The sequence below is a fragment of the Billgrantia zhangzhouensis genome (assembly GCF_021404465.1).
GTDB classification, from domain to species: domain Bacteria; phylum Pseudomonadota; class Gammaproteobacteria; order Pseudomonadales; family Halomonadaceae; genus Halomonas; species Halomonas zhangzhouensis.
The window spans coordinates 76,473-97,882 of record NZ_JABFTT010000008.1; the positions used below are offsets into that span (position 1 = coordinate 76,473).

Annotated in this window: 20 protein-coding genes; 11 read left to right on the forward strand and 9 right to left on the reverse strand. The window is 64.2% G+C overall.

Features of this window, described 5'->3' with window-relative positions; translation table 11 throughout:
• The first annotated feature begins 97 nt into the window (after positions 1–97).
• Both HOP51_RS11675 and HOP51_RS11680 read left to right on the forward strand, forming a co-directional pair.
• Positions 98–1,303 (forward strand): YeeE/YedE family protein, encoded by a 1,206-nt coding sequence (locus tag HOP51_RS11675; RefSeq protein WP_234274077.1) that lies wholly within the window; start codon positions 98–100, stop codon positions 1,301–1,303.
• A 125-nt stretch (positions 1,304–1,428) separates the two neighbouring features.
• Entirely contained in the window at positions 1,429–3,105 is a 1,677-nt protein-coding gene (locus tag HOP51_RS11680; RefSeq protein ID WP_234274078.1) for an NAD-dependent malic enzyme, read from the forward strand.
• 46 nt (positions 3,106–3,151) lie between these two features.
• Here the strand turns inward: HOP51_RS11680 and acnA are convergent, their stop codons facing one another.
• On the reverse strand, positions 3,152–5,902 hold the full coding sequence (acnA, locus tag HOP51_RS11685; RefSeq protein ID WP_234274079.1) for an aconitate hydratase AcnA: 2,751 nt from the start codon (positions 5,900–5,902) through the stop codon (positions 3,152–3,154).
• 168 nt (positions 5,903–6,070) lie between these two features.
• Between acnA and HOP51_RS11690 the strand changes: the two genes are divergently transcribed.
• Together HOP51_RS11690 and trxB are read left to right on the forward strand one after the other, a co-directional pair.
• Positions 6,071–6,280, forward strand: coding sequence for a CPXCG motif-containing cysteine-rich protein (locus HOP51_RS11690; RefSeq protein ID WP_234274080.1), 210 nt, complete (start codon positions 6,071–6,073; stop codon positions 6,278–6,280).
• Between the two features lie 147 nt (positions 6,281–6,427).
• Positions 6,428–7,378, forward strand: coding sequence for a thioredoxin-disulfide reductase (gene trxB / locus HOP51_RS11695; RefSeq protein ID WP_234274081.1), 951 nt, complete (start codon positions 6,428–6,430; stop codon positions 7,376–7,378).
• Between the two features lie 76 nt (positions 7,379–7,454).
• Here trxB and HOP51_RS11700 read toward each other — a convergent pair whose 3' ends face one another.
• Positions 7,455–7,724, reverse strand: coding sequence for a SlyX family protein (locus HOP51_RS11700; protein ID WP_234274082.1), 270 nt, complete (start codon positions 7,722–7,724; stop codon positions 7,455–7,457).
• A gap of 95 nt (positions 7,725–7,819) precedes the next feature.
• Here HOP51_RS11700 and HOP51_RS20970 point away from each other — a divergent pair, with 95 nt between their 5' ends.
• The gene (locus HOP51_RS20970) at positions 7,820–8,284 is read left to right on the forward strand and encodes a cold-shock protein (RefSeq protein ID WP_159548886.1); all 465 of its coding nucleotides are present in this window, start codon (positions 7,820–7,822) and stop codon (positions 8,282–8,284) included.
• Between the two features lie 150 nt (positions 8,285–8,434).
• On the opposite strand, the gene HOP51_RS11710 is transcribed toward HOP51_RS20970, so the two are convergent.
• From HOP51_RS11710 to map, 7 genes are all read right to left on the reverse strand, one after another.
• Positions 8,435–8,842 (reverse strand): hypothetical protein, encoded by a 408-nt coding sequence (locus HOP51_RS11710; protein WP_234274083.1) that lies wholly within the window; start codon positions 8,840–8,842, stop codon positions 8,435–8,437.
• A 19-nt stretch (positions 8,843–8,861) separates the two neighbouring features.
• Positions 8,862–10,034, reverse strand: coding sequence for a succinyl-diaminopimelate desuccinylase (gene dapE / locus HOP51_RS11715; RefSeq protein ID WP_234274084.1), 1,173 nt, complete (start codon positions 10,032–10,034; stop codon positions 8,862–8,864).
• On the reverse strand, positions 10,021–11,046 hold the full coding sequence (gene dapD, locus HOP51_RS11720; RefSeq protein ID WP_234274085.1) for a 2,3,4,5-tetrahydropyridine-2,6-dicarboxylate N-succinyltransferase: 1,026 nt from the start codon (positions 11,044–11,046) through the stop codon (positions 10,021–10,023). Before dapD ends, dapE begins: the two co-directional genes overlap by 14 nt.
• 32 nt (positions 11,047–11,078) lie before the next feature.
• Positions 11,079–11,423 (reverse strand): Spx/MgsR family RNA polymerase-binding regulatory protein, encoded by a 345-nt coding sequence (locus HOP51_RS11725; protein ID WP_234274086.1) that lies wholly within the window; start codon positions 11,421–11,423, stop codon positions 11,079–11,081.
• Positions 11,423–12,622 carry a succinyldiaminopimelate transaminase gene (gene dapC / locus HOP51_RS11730; RefSeq protein WP_234274087.1) on the reverse strand — a complete coding sequence of 400 codons (1,200 nt, stop codon included), beginning with the start codon at positions 12,620–12,622 and terminating at the stop codon, positions 11,423–11,425. Before dapC ends, HOP51_RS11725 begins: the two co-directional genes overlap by 1 nt.
• A gap of 101 nt (positions 12,623–12,723) precedes the next feature.
• Positions 12,724–15,405 carry a [protein-PII] uridylyltransferase gene (locus HOP51_RS11735; protein ID WP_234274088.1) on the reverse strand — a complete coding sequence of 894 codons (2,682 nt, stop codon included), beginning with the start codon at positions 15,403–15,405 and terminating at the stop codon, positions 12,724–12,726.
• A gap of 11 nt (positions 15,406–15,416) precedes the next feature.
• Entirely contained in the window at positions 15,417–16,208 is a 792-nt protein-coding gene (gene map / locus HOP51_RS11740; protein ID WP_234274089.1) for a type I methionyl aminopeptidase, read from the reverse strand.
• 324 nt (positions 16,209–16,532) lie between these two features.
• Here map and rpsB point away from each other — a divergent pair, with 324 nt between their 5' ends.
• The 6 genes from rpsB (at position 16,533) to HOP51_RS11770 (ending at position 21,400) form a co-directional block, all read left to right on the forward strand.
• Complete coding sequence (gene rpsB, locus HOP51_RS11745) at positions 16,533–17,279, forward strand: 30S ribosomal protein S2 (protein WP_234274090.1); 747 nt, start codon at positions 16,533–16,535, stop codon at positions 17,277–17,279.
• Between the two features lie 168 nt (positions 17,280–17,447).
• A complete protein-coding gene (tsf, locus tag HOP51_RS11750; protein WP_234274091.1) occupies positions 17,448–18,317 on the forward strand; it encodes a translation elongation factor Ts in 870 nt (289 codons plus the stop codon).
• Between the two features lie 119 nt (positions 18,318–18,436).
• The gene (gene pyrH / locus HOP51_RS11755; RefSeq protein ID WP_201296998.1) at positions 18,437–19,213 is read left to right on the forward strand and encodes a UMP kinase; all 777 of its coding nucleotides are present in this window, start codon (positions 18,437–18,439) and stop codon (positions 19,211–19,213) included.
• A 4-nt stretch (positions 19,214–19,217) separates the two neighbouring features.
• Complete coding sequence (frr, locus tag HOP51_RS11760; protein ID WP_234274092.1) at positions 19,218–19,775, forward strand: ribosome recycling factor; 558 nt, start codon at positions 19,218–19,220, stop codon at positions 19,773–19,775.
• Between the two features lie 55 nt (positions 19,776–19,830).
• A complete protein-coding gene (gene uppS, locus HOP51_RS11765) occupies positions 19,831–20,607 on the forward strand; it encodes a polyprenyl diphosphate synthase (protein WP_407061800.1) in 777 nt (258 codons plus the stop codon).
• Positions 20,600–21,400, forward strand: a complete 801-nt coding sequence (locus HOP51_RS11770) for a phosphatidate cytidylyltransferase (RefSeq protein ID WP_234274093.1) — start codon at positions 20,600–20,602, stop codon at positions 21,398–21,400. Before uppS ends, HOP51_RS11770 begins: the two co-directional genes overlap by 8 nt.
• Positions 21,401–21,410: the final 10 nt, after the last annotated feature.

A 21,410-nucleotide genomic window follows, 5' to 3' on the forward strand; every position in this document is an offset into this window, starting at 1 on the left:
GGGGCGCCTTCGGGCGCCCTGTCACGTTTTGGCAACTGCCTGGCGCACTTCGGTGGAACTTGCCACGCTACAGGGGCGAATGGAGAGGAGGAGTTTCATGGCCACTGCATTGGATGCGATACGACCGCGACGGGTCTCTCTGCTGCTGGGTGCATTGATATTGACGGGTGCGCTGCTGGTCGGTCTGGCCTTCGGCACGCGCATGGGTCTGCTGATGGTCGTAGGGGCGCTGCTCGGCGTTTCTCTTTATCACGCCGCCTTCGGCTTTACCGCCGCCTGGCGGGTCTTCATCAGCGAGCGACGTGGGCGTGGGCTGCGCGCTCAGATGGTCATGCTGGCCATCGCCGTGGTGTTATTCTTCCCTGCATTGGGGGCGGGCAGCCTGTGGGGCCAAAGTGTGACGGGCTTCGTCTCTCCCATCGGGGTCTCGGTGGTGGTGGGCGCCTTCCTGTTCGGTATCGGTATGCAGCTCGGCGGCGGCTGTGCCTCGGGTACACTGTTCACCGCCGGCGGTGGCAATGCCCGCATGGTGATCACGTTGCTCTTCTTCATCGTCGGCTCGTTGATCGGTACCGCCCATTTCTCATGGTGGATGAGCTTGCCCGCCTTTCAGCCGGTGTCGCTGGTACAGACCTTCGGCGCCGGTGGAGGAATTGCCGTGAGCCTGGCGCTGTTCGGTGCCATCGCCGTGCTGACGGTGCTGCTGGAGAAGCGCCGCCATGGCGGATTGGAGGAGGCACCACGCGCCAACCTCAGCCAGGGGCGCTGGCTCACCGGCCCCTGGCCGCTGTTGCTTGGTGCCGTGGCACTGGCGCTGCTCAACTTCGCCACCCTGGCGTTGGCTGGACGCCCCTGGGGTATTACCTCCGCCTTCGCGCTGTGGGGCGCCAAGGCTTACGAATTCATTGGTGGCGATGTCAGCCAGTGGGGCTACTGGCAGAGCCCGGGCAACGCCGCGGCGCTTCACGCCAGCGTATGGAGCGACATCACCACGGTGATGAATGTAGGGATCATTCTGGGCGCCATGGTGGCTGCCACTCTGGCTGGACGCTTCTCCCCGACCCTGCGGATTCCGCTGGGCTCGGTGATGGCGGCGGTGATCGGGGGCCTGATGCTGGGCTACGGGGCCAGGCTGGCGTTCGGTTGCAACATTGGTGCCTACTTCAGCGGCATTGCGTCGGGGAGCCTGCATGGCTGGGTATGGCTGGTGGCGGGCTTTGCCGGCAACATGCTCGGCGTGAGGCTGCGTCCGTGGTTTTTCGACCGTCCACCCAGCGACAGGACCCATGCCAAAGTCAGCTGATGCGCCACGATGGCAGAGGCGTGGTAGAGTTGGCGCCAAGAGCGCCACCAGAGCGCTCAGGAAGGGCAGTACATCTGTCTGCGCTTCCCTACGGCCCGGTTCCAGTCACCGTATCGAGACAAAAGATGCCCGAAAGCAAACGTCCACTTTATATTCCCTACTCTGGTCCATCGCTGCTCGAGATGCCACTGCTCAACAAGGGCAGTGCGTTCACCCGCGAGGAGCGCCTCGAGTTCAACCTGGTCGGCCTGCTGCCACAGAACGTGGAATCCATCGAGGAGCAGGCCGAACGGGCCTACCGCCAGTACCAGCAGTGTCATAGCGACCTGGAGCGGCACATTCATCTGCGGGCAATCCAGGACGACAATGAGACCCTCTACTATCACATGGTGATGGAGCATCTCGAGGAGATGCTGCCGATCATCTACACCCCCACGGTGGGTCAGGCCTGTGAGGAGTTCTCCAACATCTACCGCAGTCACCGCGGCCTGTTCGTCAGCTACCCCGACCGCGAGCGGATGGACGACATTCTACGCAGCGCCACCAAGGACAGGGTCAAGGTGATCGTGGTAACCGACGGCGAGCGGATCCTCGGTCTCGGCGACCAGGGCATCGGCGGCATGGGTATCCCCATCGGCAAGCTGGCGCTGTACACCGCCTGCGGCGGCATCAGCCCCGCCTACACGTTGCCGATCACCCTCGACGTGGGTACCAACAACCAGGCGCTGCTCGACGACCCGATGTACATGGGGTGGCGGCATCCACGCATTTCCCAGGACGAGTACGATGCTTTCATCGCCGAGTTCATCGCCGCGGTGAAGCGCCGCTGGCCGGACGTGCTGTTGCAGTTCGAGGATTTCGCCCAGGCCAACGCGGTGCCGTTGCTGGAGCGCTATCGCAACGAGCTGTGCTGCTTCAACGACGATGTGCAGGGTACCGCCTCGGTGGTGGTCGGCACGCTGATGGCCGCCTGCGAAGCCCGTGACGAGACCATCGCCGACCAGCGCGTAGTGTTCGTTGGTGCCGGTTCCGCCGGCTGCGGTATCGCCGAACAGGTGGTGGTAGCGATGCAGGCCGAGGGGCTGACCGAGAAGGAGGCGCGGCGGCGCGTGTTCATGGTCGACCGGGAAGGGCTCGTCACTTCCGAGCAGACCTGGCTGCGCGACTTCCAGCGCCGGCTGGCGCACGACCCCGCGCTCACCGCAGAGTGGAACGGCCAGGATCTCGTCGAGACCCTGCGCCGGATCGAGCCCACGGTGCTGATCGGTGTCTGTGGTCGCCCTGGCATCTTCACCGAAGAGGTGGTGCGCACCATGCATGCCGGCTGCGAGAAACCGGTGATCATGCCGCTCTCCAATCCCACCTCCCAGGCCGAGGCGGTGCCCGAGGACGTAATCCGCTGGACCGATGGCGCCGCGCTGGTCGCCACCGGTAGCCCTTTCCCGCCGGTGGTGCACGATGGCAAGACCTATCCCATTGCCCAGTGCAACAATGCCTATATCTTCCCCGGCATCGGCCTCGGCGTGGTGGCCAGCGGTGCCAAGCGGATCACCGACACCATGCTGATGGCTGCTTCCCGCGCCCTGGCGCGCGAAGCGCCGCTGGTGAAGCATGGCAAGGGCGCGCTGCTGCCGCCGCTGTCGCAGATTCGCGAACTCTCCAAGGTCATTGCCTTCGACGTCGCCGCCCAAGCCCAGCAGGAGGGTGTGGCGCTGAGCACCGACGGGATCAAGCTGCGTCAGGCCATCGAGCGTAGCAGTTGGACGCCGGAGTATCGTACCTACCGCCGTCGCTCGATGTGAGGAATGAGAAAAGGCCCCGAGATGGGGCCTTTTCGGTTCTGCGCCTTTAGACCGCGCCGATCATCTTGCGCAGCACGTAGTGGAGGATGCCGCCGTGGCGGTAGTACTCCAGCTCGTTGGCGGTGTCGATGCGGCACAGCGCCTCGATGCGCTTCTCGCCCTTGTCGCTCTTGATGGTCACCGTCACCTTGCCGCCCGGGGTGAGGTCGGCCAGGCCTTCGATGGAGATCGTTTCGTCGCCGGTCAGGCCGAGAGTGTGACGACTCTCGCCCTCGGGGAACTGCAGCGGCACCACGCCCATGCCGATCAGGTTGGAGCGGTGGATGCGCTCGTAGGATTCGGCAAGCACCGCGCGTACACCGAGCAGGCGCGTGCCCTTGGCCGCCCAGTCGCGCGAGGAGCCGGTGCCGTACTCCTTGCCGGCAACCACCACCAGCGGCGTGCCCTTCTCCTGATACTTCATGGCGGCGTCGTAGATCGCCATCTGCTCGCCCGAGGGCACGTGGCGGGTTTCGCCGCCGACCACACCGTCGAGCATCTCGTTGCGGATGCGCACGTTGGCAAAAGTGCCGCGCATCATTACCTCGTGGTTGCCGCGCCGCGAGCCGTAGGAGTTGAAGTCTACCGGCTTGATGCCACGCTCCTGCAGGTAGCGTCCGGCGGGGCTGTCGGGTTTGATGGAGCCGGCCGGAGAGATGTGGTCGGTGGTCACCGAGTCGCCCAGCAGGGCGAGGATATGGGCATCCTCGACGTCCTCGATGGGCTCCGGATCGCGACCCATGCCTTCGAAGAAGGGCGGGTGCTGGATATAGGTGGAGGAGGGCGACCACTCGTAGACCTGGCTCTGCGGTACCTGTAGTGCCTTCCACGTCTCGTCGCCTTCGAAGACCTCGGCGTACTCCTTGCGGAACATGTCGGTCTTCACCTTCTCCACGGCATTGGCAATATCGGCCTGGGAGGGCCAGATATCCTGCAGGTAGACCGGGTTGCCGTCCCGGTCCTCGCCCAACGGATCCTGGCTGAGATCCAGACGCACGTTACCGGCCAGAGCGTAGGCCACCACCAGCGGCGGCGAGGCGAGCCAGTTGGTCTTCACCAGCGGATGGATGCGACCCTCGAAGTTGCGGTTGCCGGAGAGCACCGAAGCCACAGTGAGATCGCCCTCCTCGACTGCCTTCTCGATGGGCGTAGGTAGCGGACCGGAGTTGCCGATACAGGTGGTGCAGCCGTAGCCCACCAGGTTGAAGCCCAAGGCATCCAGGTCTTCCTGCACACCGCCAGCCTCGAGGTATTCAGTCACCACCTTGGAGCCGGGGGCCAGCGAGGTCTTGACCCAAGGCTTGGTCTTGAGCCCCTTGGCTCGGGCGTTGCGTGCCAGCAGGCCGGCGGCCAGCATCACGCTGGGGTTGGAGGTGTTGGTGCAGGAGGTAATGGCGGCGATCACCACGGCGCCGGGATTGAGCATGAACTGCTCACCGTTCAGCTCGACGTTCTGGCTGTCGTGGTGCTCGTAGCTATCATGCACCCCGACCGCGGTCTGGCCTCCCTCGGAGAGCAGCCGACCTTTTTCCTCGCTGGGAAGCGGCTTGTTGCCGTTTTCTCCCTCCATGAGCTTCTCGAAGGTCGCCTTCATGTCTTTCAGGGCGACGCGATCCTGAGGACGCTTGGGACCGGCCAGGCTGGCTTCGACATCGCTCAGGTCGAGGTGCAGGGTATCGCTGAAGATCGGCTCGTCACCGGGTTCTCGCCACAACCCCTGGGTCTTGCAATACGCCTCCACAAGGGCGATCTGGGCATCGTCGCGGCCAGTCAGGCGCAGGTAGGCTAGGGTCTCGTCATCAACCGGGAAGAAGCCGCAGGTGGCGCCATATTCCGGCGCCATGTTGGCAATGGTCGCACGGTCGGCCAACGGCAGGTCGGACAGGCCGTCGCCGTAGAATTCGACGAACTTGCCCACCACGCCACGACTGCGCAGCATCTGGGTCACCGTCAGCACCAGGTCGGTGGCGGTGATGCCCTCTTTGAGCTTACCGGTGAGCTTGAAACCCACTACCTCGGGAATCAACATCGACACCGGCTGGCCGAGCATGGCAGCTTCGGCCTCGATGCCGCCGACCCCCCAGCCGAGTACGCCGAGACCGTTGATCATGGTGGTATGGGAGTCGGTGCCCACCAGGGTGTCCGGGTAGGCGAAGGTCTTGCCGTTCTCCTCCTTGGTCCACACCGTACGGCCCAGATACTCCAGGTTCACTTGGTGACAGATGCCGGTGCCCGGCGGCACTACGCGGAAGTTATCGAAGGCGTCCTGGCCCCAACGCAGGAACTCGTAGCGCTCGCGGTTGCGCTCCATCTCGATGGCGACGTTGTCCTTGAAGGCGGTGGGGTTACCGAACTTGTCGACCATTACCGAGTGGTCGATGACCAGATCCACCGGCGAAAGGGGGTTGATGCGCGAGGGATCCTCGCCGAGCTTCTGCACCGCGGCGCGCATCGAGGCTAGGTCTACCACGCCGGGAACGCCGGTGAAATCCTGCATCAGCACCCTGGCCGGGCGGTAGCCGATCTCGCGGCTGGAGCGCCCCCCCTGCTGCCAGTCGACCAGGGCCTGAAGATCCTTGCGGGCCACGCTCGGATCGTCGGCGAAGCGCAGTTGGTTCTCCAACAGGATCTTCAGAGTCTTCGGCAGCCTGTCGATGTTGCCTAGGGCATCGGCTGCCTGCGGCAGGCTGTAGTAGTGATAGGTGGTACCGCCGGCGTCCAGGGTCTGCAGGGTATCCGGCATCTCGTCACGGCTCATGAAAGCCTCCTGTCACGGTAATGAACGGTCTTTTTCTTCGGTCTCATACTTAACACATGGTCATGATAGGTTCCCCTTTCAAGCGCTGCCCAAGGTTTCTATGCTGAACGAAAGTCCGTTGCATGGCGCTGATGCTCCGCCGGGGAGGGGCGGCGCTTGGGGGGGCGCATGCATGAAGATCGGCTCGATAGCTACTTGGTCCACTGCCCATACTGCAGCATGCCTTTCGACCTGCTGATCGATGTCTCTCAAGGCAGCCACGCAACCTGGGAGGACTGCCCCTACTGCTGCTCGCCGATCCAGGTTCGGGTAGAGGTATCGCCGATCGCAAGCGAGCTGGAAGCCCTGGTGCTGGGACGCGATGACGAGGTGCTGTAACGTTCCCATGAGGGGGAAGAGGTACCACGCCCCAGACGCCCGAGACTGATACAATGGCTTCAACCATGCTCCCGGCAACGTGCGACGACACGGTCGGGGCGAGACACGTCATGCCTCATCCCGTTTTCGAGCTGCGAGGATCTCTTCATGAGCGAAGCGCGTCACGAACGCCTGATCATTCTGGGCTCCGGTCCGGCCGGCTACACTGCTGCCGTCTACGCGGCGCGGGCCAACCTCAAGCCGGTCCTGATCACCGGCATCCAGGCCGGCGGTCAGCTGACGACGACTACCGATGTGGACAACTGGCCTGGTGACGATGCCGGTGTGCAGGGGCCGGAACTAATGGAGCGCATGAAGCGTCATGCCGAGCGTTTTGATACCGAAGTGCTGTTCGACCACATCCATGAGGTGGATCTGCGCAACCGCCCCTTCACCCTGAAGGGCGACAGCGGCAGCTACACCTGCGATGCCCTGATCATTGCTACCGGTGCCAGCGCCCGCTACTTGGGGCTGCCGTCCGAGCAGCAGTACATGGGCCAAGGGGTGTCAGCCTGCGCCACCTGCGATGGTTTCTTCTACCGCAACAAGGAGGTCGTGGTGGTAGGCGGCGGCAATACCGCCGTGGAAGAGGCGCTCTACCTCTCCAACATCGCTTCCAAAGTCACCTTGGTGCACCGCCGCGACAGCCTGCGCGCGGAGAAGATCCTGCAGGACAAGCTGCGTGAGAAGGCCGAGAACGGCAACGTCGTGCTCGAATGGAACCATGTCCTGGAAGAAGTGCTGGGCGATGCCAGCGGCGTGACCGGCGTACGCATCCGTTCCACCGTCGACGACAGCGTGAAGGAACTCGAGGCGCCCGGCGTGTTCATCGCCATCGGCCATAGCCCCAACACCGGTATCTTCGAGGGGCAGTTGGAAATGCACGACGGCTACATCAAGGTGAAGTCCGGCCTTGAGGGCAACGCCACCGCCACCAGCGTGCCGGGCGTGTTCGCCGCCGGCGACGTGATGGATCACGTCTACCGCCAGGCGGTGACTTCCGCCGGCACTGGTTGCATGGCGGCATTGGATGCGGAGCGTTACCTCGAAGATCTTTAAGCTTCGGGCTTCGGGCTTCGGGCTTCGGGCTTCGGGCTTCAGGTCTCGGACTAGGCTGTTTGCTTGTGGCTCGTGGCTAGTAATGCGGCGGCACCTCGTCCTGCGGTGACGGTGCCGTCATCTCCGAATCCTGCAGCGCCCGCTGCTGGTCGCGCAGCTTTTCCTGCATCAGGGTATTGATCCGCTCCAACTGTGCCAGGCGCCGTTCCTGGGCAGCAACCGCCTGGTCCAGCGTATCCAGCCAGTGTTCCTGGTAGGCGATGCGGCTCTCCAGTGACTCCAGTCGGGCGGCGAGCGTATGCTCGGGGCTCATGCTAGAATCGTCGCGCTGCGTGTCGCTGTTCATCGTGACACCTTCATTGGCTGACGGGGCCTTGGGTCGTGTCGTCATCTGACATCCTGTTTCATCAATTCCACATTACAAGTGAGCAATACGGATCCATGAATCGCAAGGTTATCATTCGCTGTACGCTGATCAGCCTCCTGCTGGCGCTGCCGGCTCCGTTGCTGATCGCACTGTTCATTTCACTGACCGGAGGCGATCTGGCACGCCAGCTGTTCGCCATGCTCGAGGTCGAGGGTGTCGCGGCGGTCTATTTCGCCGTGGCGGCGGCGGCCTTCGTGCTGCTGCTGATCGCCACTCTCACACTGCATGCCTTCAGTCCCAGGCTCGCGGTGCTGGCCGATGTCGAGAACGACGATCGCGAGATCGGCGAGGTCAAATGGTTCAACGTCAACAAAGGTTACGGCTTCATCAAGCGTGAGAGCGGCGAGGACGTGTTCGTCCATTTCCGTGCCATTCGCGGCCGTGGGCACCGCACCCTGGCCGAGGGGCAGAAGGTGCGCTATCACGTGATCGAGAATGAGCGGGGGCTGCAAGCCGACGACGTCACGGTCATCACTTAGGTGGTAGAAAGCGCCTGCGCTCGACCAGGCGTTGTTGGAAGCGTGGGAAGAGCAATCCCGCCTAGCCTGGCCATCGCTCGTCAGCTTTCGCAAGAATCAATAGGTTGGTTTGGACATCGCCCCGCTTCGGCGGGGCGATGTCATTTGGGGTCATTGGCCGGAGTCGGGCCAGTCGATGGCGCTTTCGCTGCCGTCGGGTAGCACCTGCCAGAAGCGGTCGGGGTCGTCGCCAGGTTGCCAGCCGCCAAGCGAGCAGCGGACCTCACAGTCGAGCCGGGCGGCGGCGTCGCGGGCGCAGTCGGCATCTCGCGGCCACGGTGTGTGAGCGCTGTCGAACCACAGGCTGGCGAAGCCGTCGGCGGCTTTTTCCACCAGCAGCACCGGCACCTCGTGCCCCTCGTAATGGCCGCGGGTCTGCCACTTGTTACGCCCGGCGCCGCGCAGTGGAGCGGCATCCAGTGTTTCGCCAAGCCAGGCATTGATGGCCTCGAATGGAGGCTGACGCAGGTAGATCTCGATGTCCGGATAGCGCATGGGGCTCTCGTGCAAGTCTGGCATGGCGAACCTCTCGGCGCGGTCAGGGCTGGGCGGTGCCGTTGACGAAGAGCTTGGCCAGGATTGCTTCGTAGACCTGGCTCAGATCGTCGAGATCGGCGGCGCGCACGCATTCGTTGGCCTGGTGGATGGTGGCGTTGCGTGGCCCCAGCTCTACTACCTGGCTGCCCAGCGTGGCAATGAAACGGCCATCCGACGTGCCGCCGCTGGTCGAAAGCTGGGGCTGGCGGCCGAGCACGGCTTCCACGCCGTGCAGGGCGGCTTCCACCAATTCGCCTTCGGCGGTCAGGAAGGGCTCGCCGTTGAGTGTCCAGTCGAGCTGATACTCGAGACCGTGGGCATCGAGTATCGCCTCGGTGCGTGAACGCAGCTGTTCATGGGTCACCTCGGTGGAGAAGCGGAAGTTGAACACCACTTCCACGTCGCCGGGAATGACGTTGGTGGCGCCGGTACCGGCACGAAGGTTGGAAATCTGGAAGCTAGTGGCAGGGAAGAAGTCGTTGCCGCTGTCCCAGTGTTCACGTACCAACGCGTCGAGTGCCGGCAGCGCTTGGTGTATCGGGTTGCGTGCCAGATGCGGATAGGCCACATGGCCCTGGACTCCCCTGACGTGCAGCACGCCGCCGAGCGAGCCACGACGACCGTTCTTGATCACGTCGCCGAGCACGTCGGTGGAGGAGGGCTCGCCGACGATACAGTAATCGAGGCGCTCGTTGCGCTCGCGCAGGTGCTCGACCACGGCCCGGGTGCCGTCCACTGCGGGCCCCTCCTCGTCGGAGGTGATGAGGAAGGCGATCCGTCCGTGGTGGTCGGGGTGGGCACTGACGAAGCGTTCCACCGCAGTGATCATTGCCGCCAGGCTGCCCTTCATGTCGGCCGAACCGCGGCCGCGCAGCATGCCTTTGTCATCGATGCAGGGCTCGAAGGGGGGCGTCTCCCAGTGTACATGGGGGCCGCTCGGCACCACGTCGGTATGGCCGGCGAAGGCCAGTACCGGGCCGTGATGGCCATGGGTCGCCCAGAAGTTCTCCACATCGCCGAAGGGAAGACGCTCGATCTGGAAGCCCAGCCGCTCCAGGCGCTCGATCATCAGCGCCTGGCAGCCGAGGTCGTCGGGAGTGACCGAGGGGCGGCGAATCAGCTCGAAGGCGAGCTGCTGGGTCGCGGAGAGCCCCTGTGGATCAGTTATGGGCATGCAGGGCCTCGTTGAGCGCGATGGCACTCTTGTTGGTCAGGCACTCGATGCGGCCGTTCTGCGAGTTGCGACGCAGCAGCAGGTCGCTGTGACCGGCCAGTTCGCGTGCCGCCACGGTCTTGACCTCCTGGCCCTGATCGTCGAGCAGGGTGACCTTGGCCCCGGCGGTGATGTAGAGACCGGCCTCGACGGTGCAGCGATCGCCCAGCGGGATGCCAATGCCGGCGTTGGCGCCGATCAGACAGCCTTCACCCACCTTGATGACAATGTTGCCACCGCCGGAAAGGGTACCCATGGTGGAGCAGCCGCCGCCCAGGTCGGAGCCTTTGCCCACCATTACGCCGGCCGAGATGCGACCCTCGATCATGCCCGGACCTTCGGTGCCGGCGTTGAAATTGACGAAGCCTTCATGCATCACGGTGGTGCCCTCGCCCAGGTAGGCGCCCAGGCGCACTCGTGCGGTGTCGGCAATGCGTACGCCGTTGGGCACCACGTAGTCGGTCATCTTGGGGAATTTGTCCACGCAGTCCACCGACAGCGTGCGTCCCTCCAGGCGTGCCTTGAGGCGACGGGCAGGCAGTTCCTCGATGTCGATCGGACCTTCACTGCTCCAGGCCACGTTGCGCAACAGGCCGAACATACCGGTGAGGTCTACGCCGTGAGGTTTTACCAGGCGATGCGACAGCAGGTGCAGCTTGAGATAGACCTCCGGGGCGCTCTGCGGCGGCAGGTCGTTCTCCAGGAAGGTGGCGACCAGCGGCCGCTGGCTGGCGGCCAGCGCCTCGACCAACTCCGCCTGGGCCACGTGGCCGGCCGTCCTGAGCGCCTCGCCAAGCTTGGCGCAGTGTTCCGGCAGGAAGCTGACGGCGCTGTTACCGGCGGGGACGTCGAGCACCTTGCCGACAGCCTCCACCAGGCTGGCATCCGGCTTGAGCAGGGGCGCCGGATAGTAGATCTCCAGCCAGTCGCCCTGGGTGTTCTGGGTGCCGATTCCGAAGGCAAAACTCAGCATGTGGTGTCCTCACGTCTTGAAGGGAATGGGCTTCAGCCCTTGAGATCGTCGTAGTCGCCGTTGCGGTAGCCGACGCGTATCTCGTCGCCGGTATCGAGCAACGGCCGTTTGAGCAGGGTGGGATTGGCCATGATCAGCGCGCGGACCTTGTTGGCATCGAGGTCGTGCTTGTCCTCCTCGGGGAGGTTGCGCCAGGTGGTACTGCGTCGGTTGAGGGCTTCCAGCACCGGAACCTTGGCGAGGATATGCTCGAGCAGCGCCGCCGAGAGGCCGTCTTCGCGCAGGTCGTGAACCTGGTAGGGCACTCCTTTCTCCTCCAGGGCCTTGCGCGCCTTGCGGCAGGTGTCGCAGTTCTTGATCACGAAGAGGGTCGCCATCATGCACTCCTTTCGATGAAACGGCGAATTCGTTGGGCGGCTTCCACGGTGGCCTCGCGTTCGGCCACCAGCGCCAGCCGCATTCGGCCCGCACCGGGATTGATGCCATCGATGCCCGGGCGCCCCATGTAGGCGCCGGGCAATACGCTGACATGCTCCGCGGCGAACAGGCTCCGGGTGAAGGCCTCGTCGTCACCGCCCGGTACCGCCGGCCATAGGTAGAAACTGGCCTCGGGCACGGGAAATTCAAGCACCGGAGCGAGAATTTCGCTCACCGCGGCGAACTTCTCGCGGTAGGCGTCGCGATTGTCGCGTACGTGGCTCTCGTCGTTCCAGGCGGTGATCGAGGCGTGCTGCAGCGGCAGCGACATGGCACAGCCATGATAGGTGCGGTAGCGCTTGAACGGTGCGATCAGCCCGGCGTCGCCAGCGACGAATCCCGAGCGCAGTCCTGGCAGGTTCGAGCGCTTGGAGAGCGAGTGGAATACCAGGCAGCGGCGATAGTCGTGGCGTCCGATGGCGGCGCAGGCCTCGAGCAGCCCCGGTGGTGGGGCGCTCTCGTCGAGATAGAGTTCGGAATAACACTCATCGGAGGCGATGATGAAGTCGAATTCGTCGGCCAGGGCGATCAGCTTTTCGAACTCGGCCCGCGGCGTCACCGCGCCGGTAGGGTTGCCCGGCGAGCAGAGGAAAACGATCTGTACCTCGCGCCAGGTGTCGGCCGGTATGGCATCGAAGTCGGGGCGAAAGCCGCTCTCGGCCCGGCAGTCGAGATAGAGCGGCTGGCCGCCGGCGAGCAGGGTGGCGCCTTCGTAGATCTGGTAGAAGGGGTTGGGCACCGCCACTCGGGCCGGGCGACTGCGGTCCAGGGCGGCCTGGACGAAGGCGAAGATCGCCTCGCGGGTGCCGTTGACCGGCAGCACTTGGCGTTCGGGGTCGAGCCCCTTGAGTCCGAAGCGCCGCGTGGCCCACCCGGCGATGGCGTCGCGCAATTCGGGTATGCCGGCGGTGGCCGGGTAGCGGGCGAAGTCGAGCTGATGCGCCACGAGCGTCTCCAGCGCGGCGCTGAAGGGGGCGTGCTGCGGCTCGCCGATGGTCAGCGGGATGTGCGAGAGCTCTTCGGGAGGCGTCACGCCGGACTTCAGTTTGGCAAGCCTTTCGAACGGATAGGGCTTGAGGGCGTCGAGATCGGGGTTCATGGGTGTCCAGGCGCCGTGGGGCGGCGGCGTTGTCGTGTCTGCAGGCAGACCGCCGATTATAGGGAAGCCCCCGGCTCGCCTCAAACTTGTCGCCGCGCGCCTCAGCCCGCCACGTCCAGCACTTCGATCAGGCGCTCGCGCAGGCGCTGCTGGCGCTCGGGGTCGATCAGCGGTGCGCCCGACTTGTCGGTGATGAAGAAGACGTCCTCGACCCGTTCGCCCAGAGTGGCGATCTTGGCCGCCGAGAGCGAGATGCCCTGCTCCATGAAGATGCGCCCGACCCGGGCCAGCAGGCCGGGTCGGTCGGGCGCGGTCAGCTCCAGCAGGGTGCGCTCGTTGGCCGGGTCCTGCTCGATCAGCACCTCGGTGGGCACCTTGAAGTGGCGCAGCTGGCGCGGCGTGTGACGGGTGACGATCTGGGGGTAATCCTCGGGGTCGTCGAGTTCCTCCACCAAGTGGGCGCGGATCTCCTCGATGCGTCTCGGGTCGCGTATCGCACGGCCCTGGTCGTCGAGCACGATGAAGGTGTTGAGCGTCCAGTCGTTGCTCGAGGTGGCGATGCGTGCGTCGTGGATCGACAGTCCCAACTGCTCCATGGCGGCGGCAGTGGCGGCGAATAGGTCATCCACCGAGCGGGTATGGATGAAGACCTTGGTGCCCCCCTCGGACATGTCGTCGGTGGGGGCGCTGATCAGCACCAGCGGCAGCGCCGACTCACGGTGGGCGAGGATGCCCAGGGTCTGCCAGACGATCTCGCTGGGGGCGTACTGCAGGAAGTACTCCTCACCGAGCTGCTCCCATAGGCGCTCGACCCGGCTCAGCTCGGCACCTACCGTGGTCAGCAGCGAGCGCGCTTCGCTGCGGGTCTCGGCGACCCAATCCTCGCGATCGAGCGGGTTGTCCAGGCCGCGGCGCAGGGCGCGCTTGGTCTCGGCATGCAGTTGGCGCAGCAACGACGCGCGCCAGCCGTTCCACAGCGTCGGGTTGGTGGCGTTGATGTCGGCCACGGTGAGCACGTAGAGGTGGTCCAGGCGAGCCTCGTCGCCCACCAAGGTGGCGAATTCACGAATCACATCGGGGTCGGTGATGTCGCGTTTCTGCGCCACCATGGACATTACCAGATGGTTTTCCACCAGCCAGCTAACCAGGCGGGTGTCCCGCTGCGACAGGCCGTGGCGCTCGGCGAAGCGCTCCACGTCACGGGCGCCGAGGATCGAATGGTCGCCGCCGCGCCCCTTGCCAATGTCATGGTAGAGCCCGGCGATCCACAGCAGCTCCAGCTTGGGCAACTGGGGCACCAGCGCCGCTGCTACCGGGAAGTCGTCGCGCGCCTGCGGTTTGCGGAACTGGTGAATGCACTTGAGCAGGCGCAGGGTATGGGCGTCCACGGTGTAGATGTGGAACAGGTCGTGCTGCATCAGCCCGACGGCCTGGCCGAACTCCGGCAGGTACTTGCCGAGCACGCCGTAACGGTTCATGCGCCGGAGTTGGCGTGCCACATTGCCGCTGGAGCGCAGCAGTGACATGAACAGGTGCTGGTGGTGTTCGTCGTCGCGGTAGAGGTCGTCGATCAGATGGCGGTTGTCGCGAATCAGGCGAATGGTGTCGGCGCGCACGCCCTCGATCTCGGGGTGCTCGGCCATCAGCAGGAACAGCTCGAGCAGGGCGGAGGGGTGCTCGCGAAACACCGAGCGGTGGCGCGCCTTGATGTAGCTGCCCTCGATCGCGAAGCGCTCGTTGAGGGCGGTAGTCTCCAGTCGCTCTCCGTCACGCAGGATCGCCTCGTCGAAGTGCTGCAGCAGCATGTCGTTGAGTCCCGCCAGCGCGGTGACATGGCGATAGTAGCGCTTCATGAACTGCTCGACGGCGAGGCGCTCGGGCGTGTCGCGAAAGCCGAACAGCTCGGCGATGGTGCGCTGATGGTCGAATAGCAGGCGATCCTCGGCGCGGCCGGTGAGCATGTGCAACGCATAGCGCACCTGCCACAGGAAGGCCTGGCCCTGGCTCAGGATGCGCAGCTCGGCATCGTTCATGAAACCTTCCGCCACCAGGTCCTCGTAGCGCTGGCTGCCGAAGTGGCGCTTGGCCACCCAGCCGATCATCTGGATATCGCGCAGGCCGCCCGGCGAACTCTTGATGTTGGGCTCGAGGTGATACTCGGAGTTGTTGAAGCGATGGTGACGAGCGATCTGTTCCTGCCACTTGGCCTCGAAGAAGCGGTCGGCGGGCCACATGCTCTCGGTGGCGATGCGCGCCTTCATCGCCTCGCGCAGCGACTCGGGGCCAGCCAGGGTGCGCGACTCCATCAGGTTAGTGATGATGGTGATGTCGCTCCCGGCCTCGCGTTCGCAATCGGAAAGCGAACGCACGCTGTGGCCGATCTCCAGCCCGATGTCCCACAGCAAGGTGATGAAGGCAGTCAACGGCCCACGGTAGGGGGTGTCGTCGTCATTCTCGAGCAGCATCATCAGATCGATGTCGGAATGGGGATGCAGCTCGCCGCGGCCGTAGCCGCCCACGGCGAGCAGTGCCACGCCGTCATCGGGCCATTCCTGCAGCGACCACGCTACGCTGAGCAACTGGTCGAGGCACCAGGCCCGACCGTGTATCAGGTCGCGAATGTCTGCCCCGGCGTGGAAGCGCTCGTCGAGCCGGCTCTGGATGTCGCGCAGTGCCGCCTTGAACGGGGCGATGGGTGAGCGAGTCCCTGCCAGTTCGCGTCGGAAGGTCTCGGCATCGAACAGCGACTCGTCGGGGGCGAAGCGATAGTGGTGCAGGAGCATGGCGACTCGACTCAGTGGTCGAGGAAGGAGAAGTCTTCCTCATTGCGCGCCGTGAGTACCTCGACGCCAGTCTCGGTGACCAGCAGCGTATGCTCCCACTGCGCAGACAGGCTCTTGTCCCGGGTCACTGCGGTCCAGCCGTCACGCAGTACCTTGGTCTGGTGCCCTCCGACGTTGATCATCGGCTCGATGGTCAGGCACATGCCGGCGGCCAGAGTGGCGTCGGCTTCGGGCGCGTAGCCGTCATAATGCAGCACTTGCGGGTCCTCGTGGAAGCTGGCACCGATGCCATGACCGCAAAAGTCGCGCACCACCGAGTAGCCGTTGGTTTCGGCGTGGTGCTGAATGGCGCGGGCAAGCTCGGAGAGGCGCACTCCGGGGCGTACCAGGGCAATGCTCTTGTACAGGCATTCCTGGGTCACGCGGCACAGTCGCTCGCCCTGGATGCTCTCACCGATGACGTGCATCACGCTGGAGTCGCCGTGGTAGCCGTCGGCGGTCTTCACGGTGACATCGATGTTCATGATGTCGCCCTTCTTGAGCTTCTTGCCCGGGTCGGGGATGCCGTGGCAGACCACGTGGTTGATCGAGGTGCAGATCGACTTCGGAAAGCCGTGATAGTTGAGCGGTGCCGGTGTCGAGCCCAACTCGTTGACGATATAGTCGTGGCAAAGGCGGTCCAGTTCACCGGTGGTCACGCCTGCCTGGACGTGAGGGGCTAGCATCTCGAGCACGCTGGCGGCCTGGCGGCCGGCCTCACGCATCTTTTCTATCTCGTCGGGCGTCTTGATGGGTATGTTCATGAAATCTCGGTTCAGAGGGGTTGCAGCGCAGACAACGGGGCGGTGTGGGCGGCGGGCGACTTCATCTCGTTGGCGAACTATGGTATAAAGCCGCGCGCATTCCTGCAATCGTCGCCCGCCAGGCTCGCCTGCGGCCGGCATGACAGCGAAGGCGTCGGCAGCGGGCCGCACGAGGCACAATGATGCCCACGGCGCCGGCCGTTAATCCAACAGCCTTGAAAACACACACGTACCGGCACATGGTCCCGGGTGCTGCCGCGGTTCTTCCCGGCGGTCGGATCCATGGGGTGCGTGGAGGCCTAACCCGATTTTCAGGAGTCATCCATGGCACACGTCAACATGCGCGACCTGCTCAAGGCAGGCGCACACTTCGGTCACCAGACCCGTTACTGGAACCCGAAGATGGGCAAGTTCATCTTCGGCGCGCGTAACAAGATCCACATCATCAACCTCGAGCACACCCTGCCGGCCCTCAACGAGGTGATCGACGTGGTCGAGAAGATGGCCGCTTCCAACAACAAGATCATGTTCGTCGGCACCAAGCGCAGTGCGAGCAAGATCATCAAGGAAGAAGCCACCCGCGTCGGCATGCCGTTCGTCAACCACCGCTGGCTCGGTGGTATGCTGACCAACTACAAGACCATTCGTCAGTCGATCAAGCGTCTGCGCGACCTCGAGTCCATGCGCGAGGACGGTACCTTCGACAAGCTGACCAAGAAAGAAGTCCTGATGGCGACCCGCGAGCAGGACAAGCTCGAGCGCTCCATCGGCGGCATCAAGGACATGGGTGGCCTGCCCGACGCCCTGTTCGTGATCGATGTGGATCACGAACGTATCGCCATCAACGAGGCGAACAAGCTTGGTATCCCGGTCATCGGTGTGGTGGATACCAACTCCGACCCGGACGGCGTCGACTACGTGATCCCCGGCAACGATGACTCCATCCGTGCCATCCAGATCTACGTCAAGGCGATCGCCGATGCCTGTGCGCGTGCGAAGGAAGGCCGTCCCGACGAGTTCGTCGAGGTCACCGAGGGTGAAGGTGGCGATGCCACTGCCGCAGCCGAGTAACGGCGAGTTTTCCGGGCCGGCAACGCCGGGCCGGGAGGGCGGCCAAGTCATTCGGCCGCCCGCTACCGTTCCGCCGCGGCGGGGCGAGATTTCACCGGGCCCATGGGCCCGGCGCCCTTATTCCCAGGTCGAACCTGAACGGGTTCCACTTATCGAGAGGTGAATACCATGGCAGCGATCAGCGCTTCCCAGGTCAAGGAACTGCGCGAGCGTACCGGGCTCGGCATGATGGAGTGCAAGAAGGCACTCACCGAGGCGGATGGCGACATCGAAGTCGCCATCGAGAACCTGCGCAAGAGCTCTGGCCTCAAGGCCGCCAAGAAGGCCGGTCGTACCGCCGCCGAAGGCACCGTGGCGACCCGTGTCGCCGAGGATGGCAGCTACGGCGTGGTGGTCGAGATCAACTCCGAGACCGACTTCGTCGCCCGCGACGACAACTTCAAGGCCTTCGCCGACAAGGTGGCCGACGCTTTCTTCACCGCCAAGAGCGAAGACGTGGCAGCGGTGATGGCCGGTGAGCTGGAAACCGCCCGTGAGCAACTGGTGCAGAAAATCGGCGAGAACATCGGCGTGCGTCGCTGCGCCGTTGTCGAGGCGCCCGAAGGCGGACTGGTGGGCGAATACGTCCACGGCGGCCGCATCGGCGTGCTCACCCTGCTCAAGGGCGGTAACACCGAAGTGGCCAAGGACGTCGCCATGCACGTGGCCGCGATCAACCCGGCCGTGGCGCGCCCCGAGGACATGCCTCAGGAGCAGCTCGACAAGGAAAAGGCGATCATCCTGGCCCAGCCCGACATGGCCGGCAAGCCCGAGCAGATCGCCGAGAAGATGGTCGAAGGCCGTCTGAAGAAGTACCTGGCCGAGAACAGCCTGACCGAGCAGCCCTTCGTCAAGGATCCGAACCAGTCCGTGGCCGAGTTCGTCAAGGCCGCTGGCGGCGAGGTGATCGGCTTCACTCGCTTCGAAGTGGGTGAGGGCATCGAGAAGGAAGAGGTCGACTTCGCCAAGGAAGTCATGGAACAGGCTGGCCGCCGCTAAGGTCAGAGGTTCCAGTTCGATGATGGCGTGCGCGTGAGCGCACGCCTTCTCGTATCCGGCCGCCACGTCGGTCGCAGCAGAGCGTTGCTTCATTCCACCTTGCGCCCAGGAGAGTTGCCATGGCCATTCCCGATCAGGTCGATAGTCCCGCCCAGCCCCGCTCCGACAAGTCCCGCGGTGAAAAGTCCAAGTACAAGCGCATCCTGCTCAAGCTCTCCGGCGAAGCCCTCATGGGCGAGCACGACTTCGGCATCGACCCCCAGGTGCTCGATCGCATGGCGCTCGAGATCGGTCAGTTGGTGGGGATCGGCGTGCAGGTCGGTATCGTCATCGGCGGTGGCAACCTGTTCCGCGGCGCCGCGCTCAACGAAGCGGGCATGGATCGGGTCACCGGCGATCACATGGGCATGCTGGCCACGGTGATGAACGCCCTGGCCATGCGCGATGCCCTGGAGCGTTCCAACATTCGCTCGCGGGTCATGTCGGCCATCCCCATGAGCGGCGTGGTGGAACATTACGACCGTCGCACGGCCATCCGCTACCTGACCTCGGGAGACGTGGTATTGTTCTCCGCCGGCACCGGCAATCCTTTCTTCACCACCGACTCGGCCGCTTGCCTGCGTGGCATCGAAATCGATGCCGATGTGGTGGTCAAGGCCACCAAGGTGGATGGCGTCTACGACAAGGATCCGGTGAAGCACGCCGATGCGGTCAAGTACGATCATCTGAGCTACGATAATGCGCTCGATCAGAAGCTCGGCATCATGGATTTGACCGCTATCTGCCTGGTGCGGGACCATGACATGCCGGTTCGCGTATTCAACATGAACAAGCCGGGCGCCCTGCTGAACCTGGTGGTGGGCGGCAAGGAAGGCACGCTGATAGACAGAGGTTGATACCGTGATCAATGACATCCAGAAAGATGCCGAAAGTCGCATGAAGAAGAGCCTTGATGCCCTTCATGCCAACTTCAACAAGATCCGTACCGGGCGTGCTCACTCCAGCATTCTCGATTCGGTCACTGTGGAGTACTACGGCAGCCAGGTACCTCTCAACCAGGTCGCCTCGGTCAATGTGGAAGATGCCCGCACCCTCTCCGTGGTGCCGTGGGAGCAGAACCTGGTGCCCAAGATCGAGAAGGCGATCATGACCTCCGACCTGGGGCTGAACCCTTCCAGTGCCGGTAACGTGATCCGCGTGCCGATGCCGATGCTCACCGAGGAAACCCGCAAGGGCTACATCAAGCAGGCTCGCTCCGAGGCCGAGAATGCCCGTGTGGCGGTACGCAACGTGCGTCGTGACGCTAATAACGACATCAAGGCCCTGCTCAAGGAGAAGGAGATCTCCGAGGATGAGCAGCATCGTGCCGAAGACACGATCCAGAAGCTTACCGACAAGTACATCGCCGAGATCGACAAGCAGCTCGAAGTGAAGGAACACGACCTGATGCAGGTCTGAGCAGCGCCGGGCGGCGACCTGTCGCCCGGTTCTTCCATCCCCATTGCGAGACATCATGACGCCAGCGCAGACCTCTGCATCGCAGATGCCCCCCAAGCCGCCCGGCGACGACCTGCCACAGCACGTGGCGATCATCATGGACGGTAACAACCGTTGGGCGCGTGCGCGTGGACTCTCCGGCATACGCGGCCACCGTGCGGGTGTCGAGGCCGTGCGTGCGGTGATTCGGCGCGCTGCCGAGCGCGGTATCCAGACCCTGACGCTGTTCGCCTTCTCCAGCGAGAACTGGCGCCGTCCCGAGGCTGAGGTCAGCGCACTGATGGATCTTTTTCTCATCGCCCTCAAGCGTGAGGTGAAAAAGCTCCATGACAACGGCATTCGCCTCTCGGTGATCGGCGACCGCAGCGCCTTTTCCACCTCGATCCAGAAGTACATTGCCAAGGCCGAGGCATTGACCCGGGACAACCAGCGCATGCACCTAGTGATTGCCGCCAACTATGGCGGGCGCTGGGACATCGTCACGGCCGCTCGCCGTCTGGCCGAACGTGCCGCAGTTGGGGAACTCGATCCTGCCGCGATCGATGAGCACCAGCTACAGGATGAGCTGTGCCTGGCCGGCGAGGCGCCGGTGGACCTATGCATCCGGACCAGCGGTGAGCAGCGTATTTCCAACTTTCTGCTGTGGCAGATGGCCTATGCCGAACTCTATTTCACGCCGCTGCTGTGGCCGGACTTCGATGGCGATGCCTTCGATCTGGCAGTGGACGACTTCCGCCGAAGACAGCGTCGCTTCGGAATGACCGACGAACAGATCGAGGCCGAAGGTGCTTAGACAGCGGATCATTACCGCGGCGTGGCTGGCGCCGCTGACGTTGGCCGGTCTGTTCGGCCTCACGGAGGACGCTTTCGCCCTCTTTACCGGGGCCATCGTGCTGCTGGCCGCCTGGGAGTGGACCAATCTCGCCGGCGTGACCGAGGCGGTGCGCCGCTTGGCACTGGTGGTCGGCATGGCGCTGCTGATGCTGATGCTATGGCTGGCCGGGGCCGCGCTCGCGACGTGGCCACTATGGCTAGCAGTGGCCGGCTGGGTGGCCAACCTCTATTGGGTCACTCAGTACCCCACACGGAGTGAGCAGTGGCGCTCCACGGTCATGCGCCTGATCATGGGGTTATGGGTGCTGCTGCCGGCCTGGGTGGGTTTCAACGTATTACGCGATACTGGCGGCGTCTGGCTGCTTTATGTCCTGCTGCTGGTCTGGGGCGCCGATATCGGGGCTTACTTCAGCGGTCGTGCCTGGGGGCGGCGCAAGCTCGCGCCGGCGGTCAGCCCCGGCAAGTCGTGGGAGGGCGTCGTCGGTGGTATCGGCGTGACGCTGGCATTGGCACTGCTGTTCGCCGTCTGGCAGGGGTTGGGCCTCGCGGGCGGTCTGGGGCTGGCGCTCGCCACGGTGGTGGTGACCTTGGTCTCGGTGCTTGGTGACCTGTTCGAGAGCATGCTCAAGCGCTTTCGCGGCATCAAGGACTCCAGCAACCTGTTGCCCGGCCACGGCGGCGTGCTCGACCGCATCGACAGCCTGACCGCTGCCGTGCCGCTGTTCGCACTGCTCTCCCTTGGCGTTCTGTAGAGTGGGGTGC

Coding starts and splice junctions, on each gene's coding strand:
- HOP51_RS11675 (WP_234274077.1), top strand. CDS start 98: ATGGCCACTGCATTGGATGCGATACGACCGCGACGGGTCTCTCTGCTG.
- HOP51_RS11680 (WP_234274078.1), top strand. CDS start 1,429: ATGCCCGAAAGCAAACGTCCACTTTATATTCCCTACTCTGGTCCATCG.
- acnA (WP_234274079.1), bottom strand. CDS start 5,902: ATGAGCCGTGACGAGATGCCGGATACCCTGCAGACCCTGGACGCCGGC.
- HOP51_RS11690 (WP_234274080.1), top strand. CDS start 6,071: ATGCATGAAGATCGGCTCGATAGCTACTTGGTCCACTGCCCATACTGC.
- trxB (WP_234274081.1), top strand. CDS start 6,428: ATGAGCGAAGCGCGTCACGAACGCCTGATCATTCTGGGCTCCGGTCCG.
- HOP51_RS11700 (WP_234274082.1), bottom strand. CDS start 7,724: ATGAACAGCGACACGCAGCGCGACGATTCTAGCATGAGCCCCGAGCAT.
- HOP51_RS20970 (WP_159548886.1), top strand. CDS start 7,820: ATGAATCGCAAGGTTATCATTCGCTGTACGCTGATCAGCCTCCTGCTG.
- HOP51_RS11710 (WP_234274083.1), bottom strand. CDS start 8,842: ATGCCAGACTTGCACGAGAGCCCCATGCGCTATCCGGACATCGAGATC.
- dapE (WP_234274084.1), bottom strand. CDS start 10,034: ATGCCCATAACTGATCCACAGGGGCTCTCCGCGACCCAGCAGCTCGCC.
- dapD (WP_234274085.1), bottom strand. CDS start 11,046: ATGCTGAGTTTTGCCTTCGGAATCGGCACCCAGAACACCCAGGGCGAC.
- HOP51_RS11725 (WP_234274086.1), bottom strand. CDS start 11,423: ATGGCGACCCTCTTCGTGATCAAGAACTGCGACACCTGCCGCAAGGCG.
- dapC (WP_234274087.1), bottom strand. CDS start 12,622: ATGAACCCCGATCTCGACGCCCTCAAGCCCTATCCGTTCGAAAGGCTT.
- HOP51_RS11735 (WP_234274088.1), bottom strand. CDS start 15,405: ATGCTCCTGCACCACTATCGCTTCGCCCCCGACGAGTCGCTGTTCGAT.
- map (WP_234274089.1), bottom strand. CDS start 16,208: ATGAACATACCCATCAAGACGCCCGACGAGATAGAAAAGATGCGTGAG.
- rpsB (WP_234274090.1), top strand. CDS start 16,533: ATGGCACACGTCAACATGCGCGACCTGCTCAAGGCAGGCGCACACTTC.
- tsf (WP_234274091.1), top strand. CDS start 17,448: ATGGCAGCGATCAGCGCTTCCCAGGTCAAGGAACTGCGCGAGCGTACC.
- pyrH (WP_201296998.1), top strand. CDS start 18,437: ATGGCCATTCCCGATCAGGTCGATAGTCCCGCCCAGCCCCGCTCCGAC.
- uppS (WP_407061800.1), top strand. CDS start 19,831: ATGACGCCAGCGCAGACCTCTGCATCGCAGATGCCCCCCAAGCCGCCC.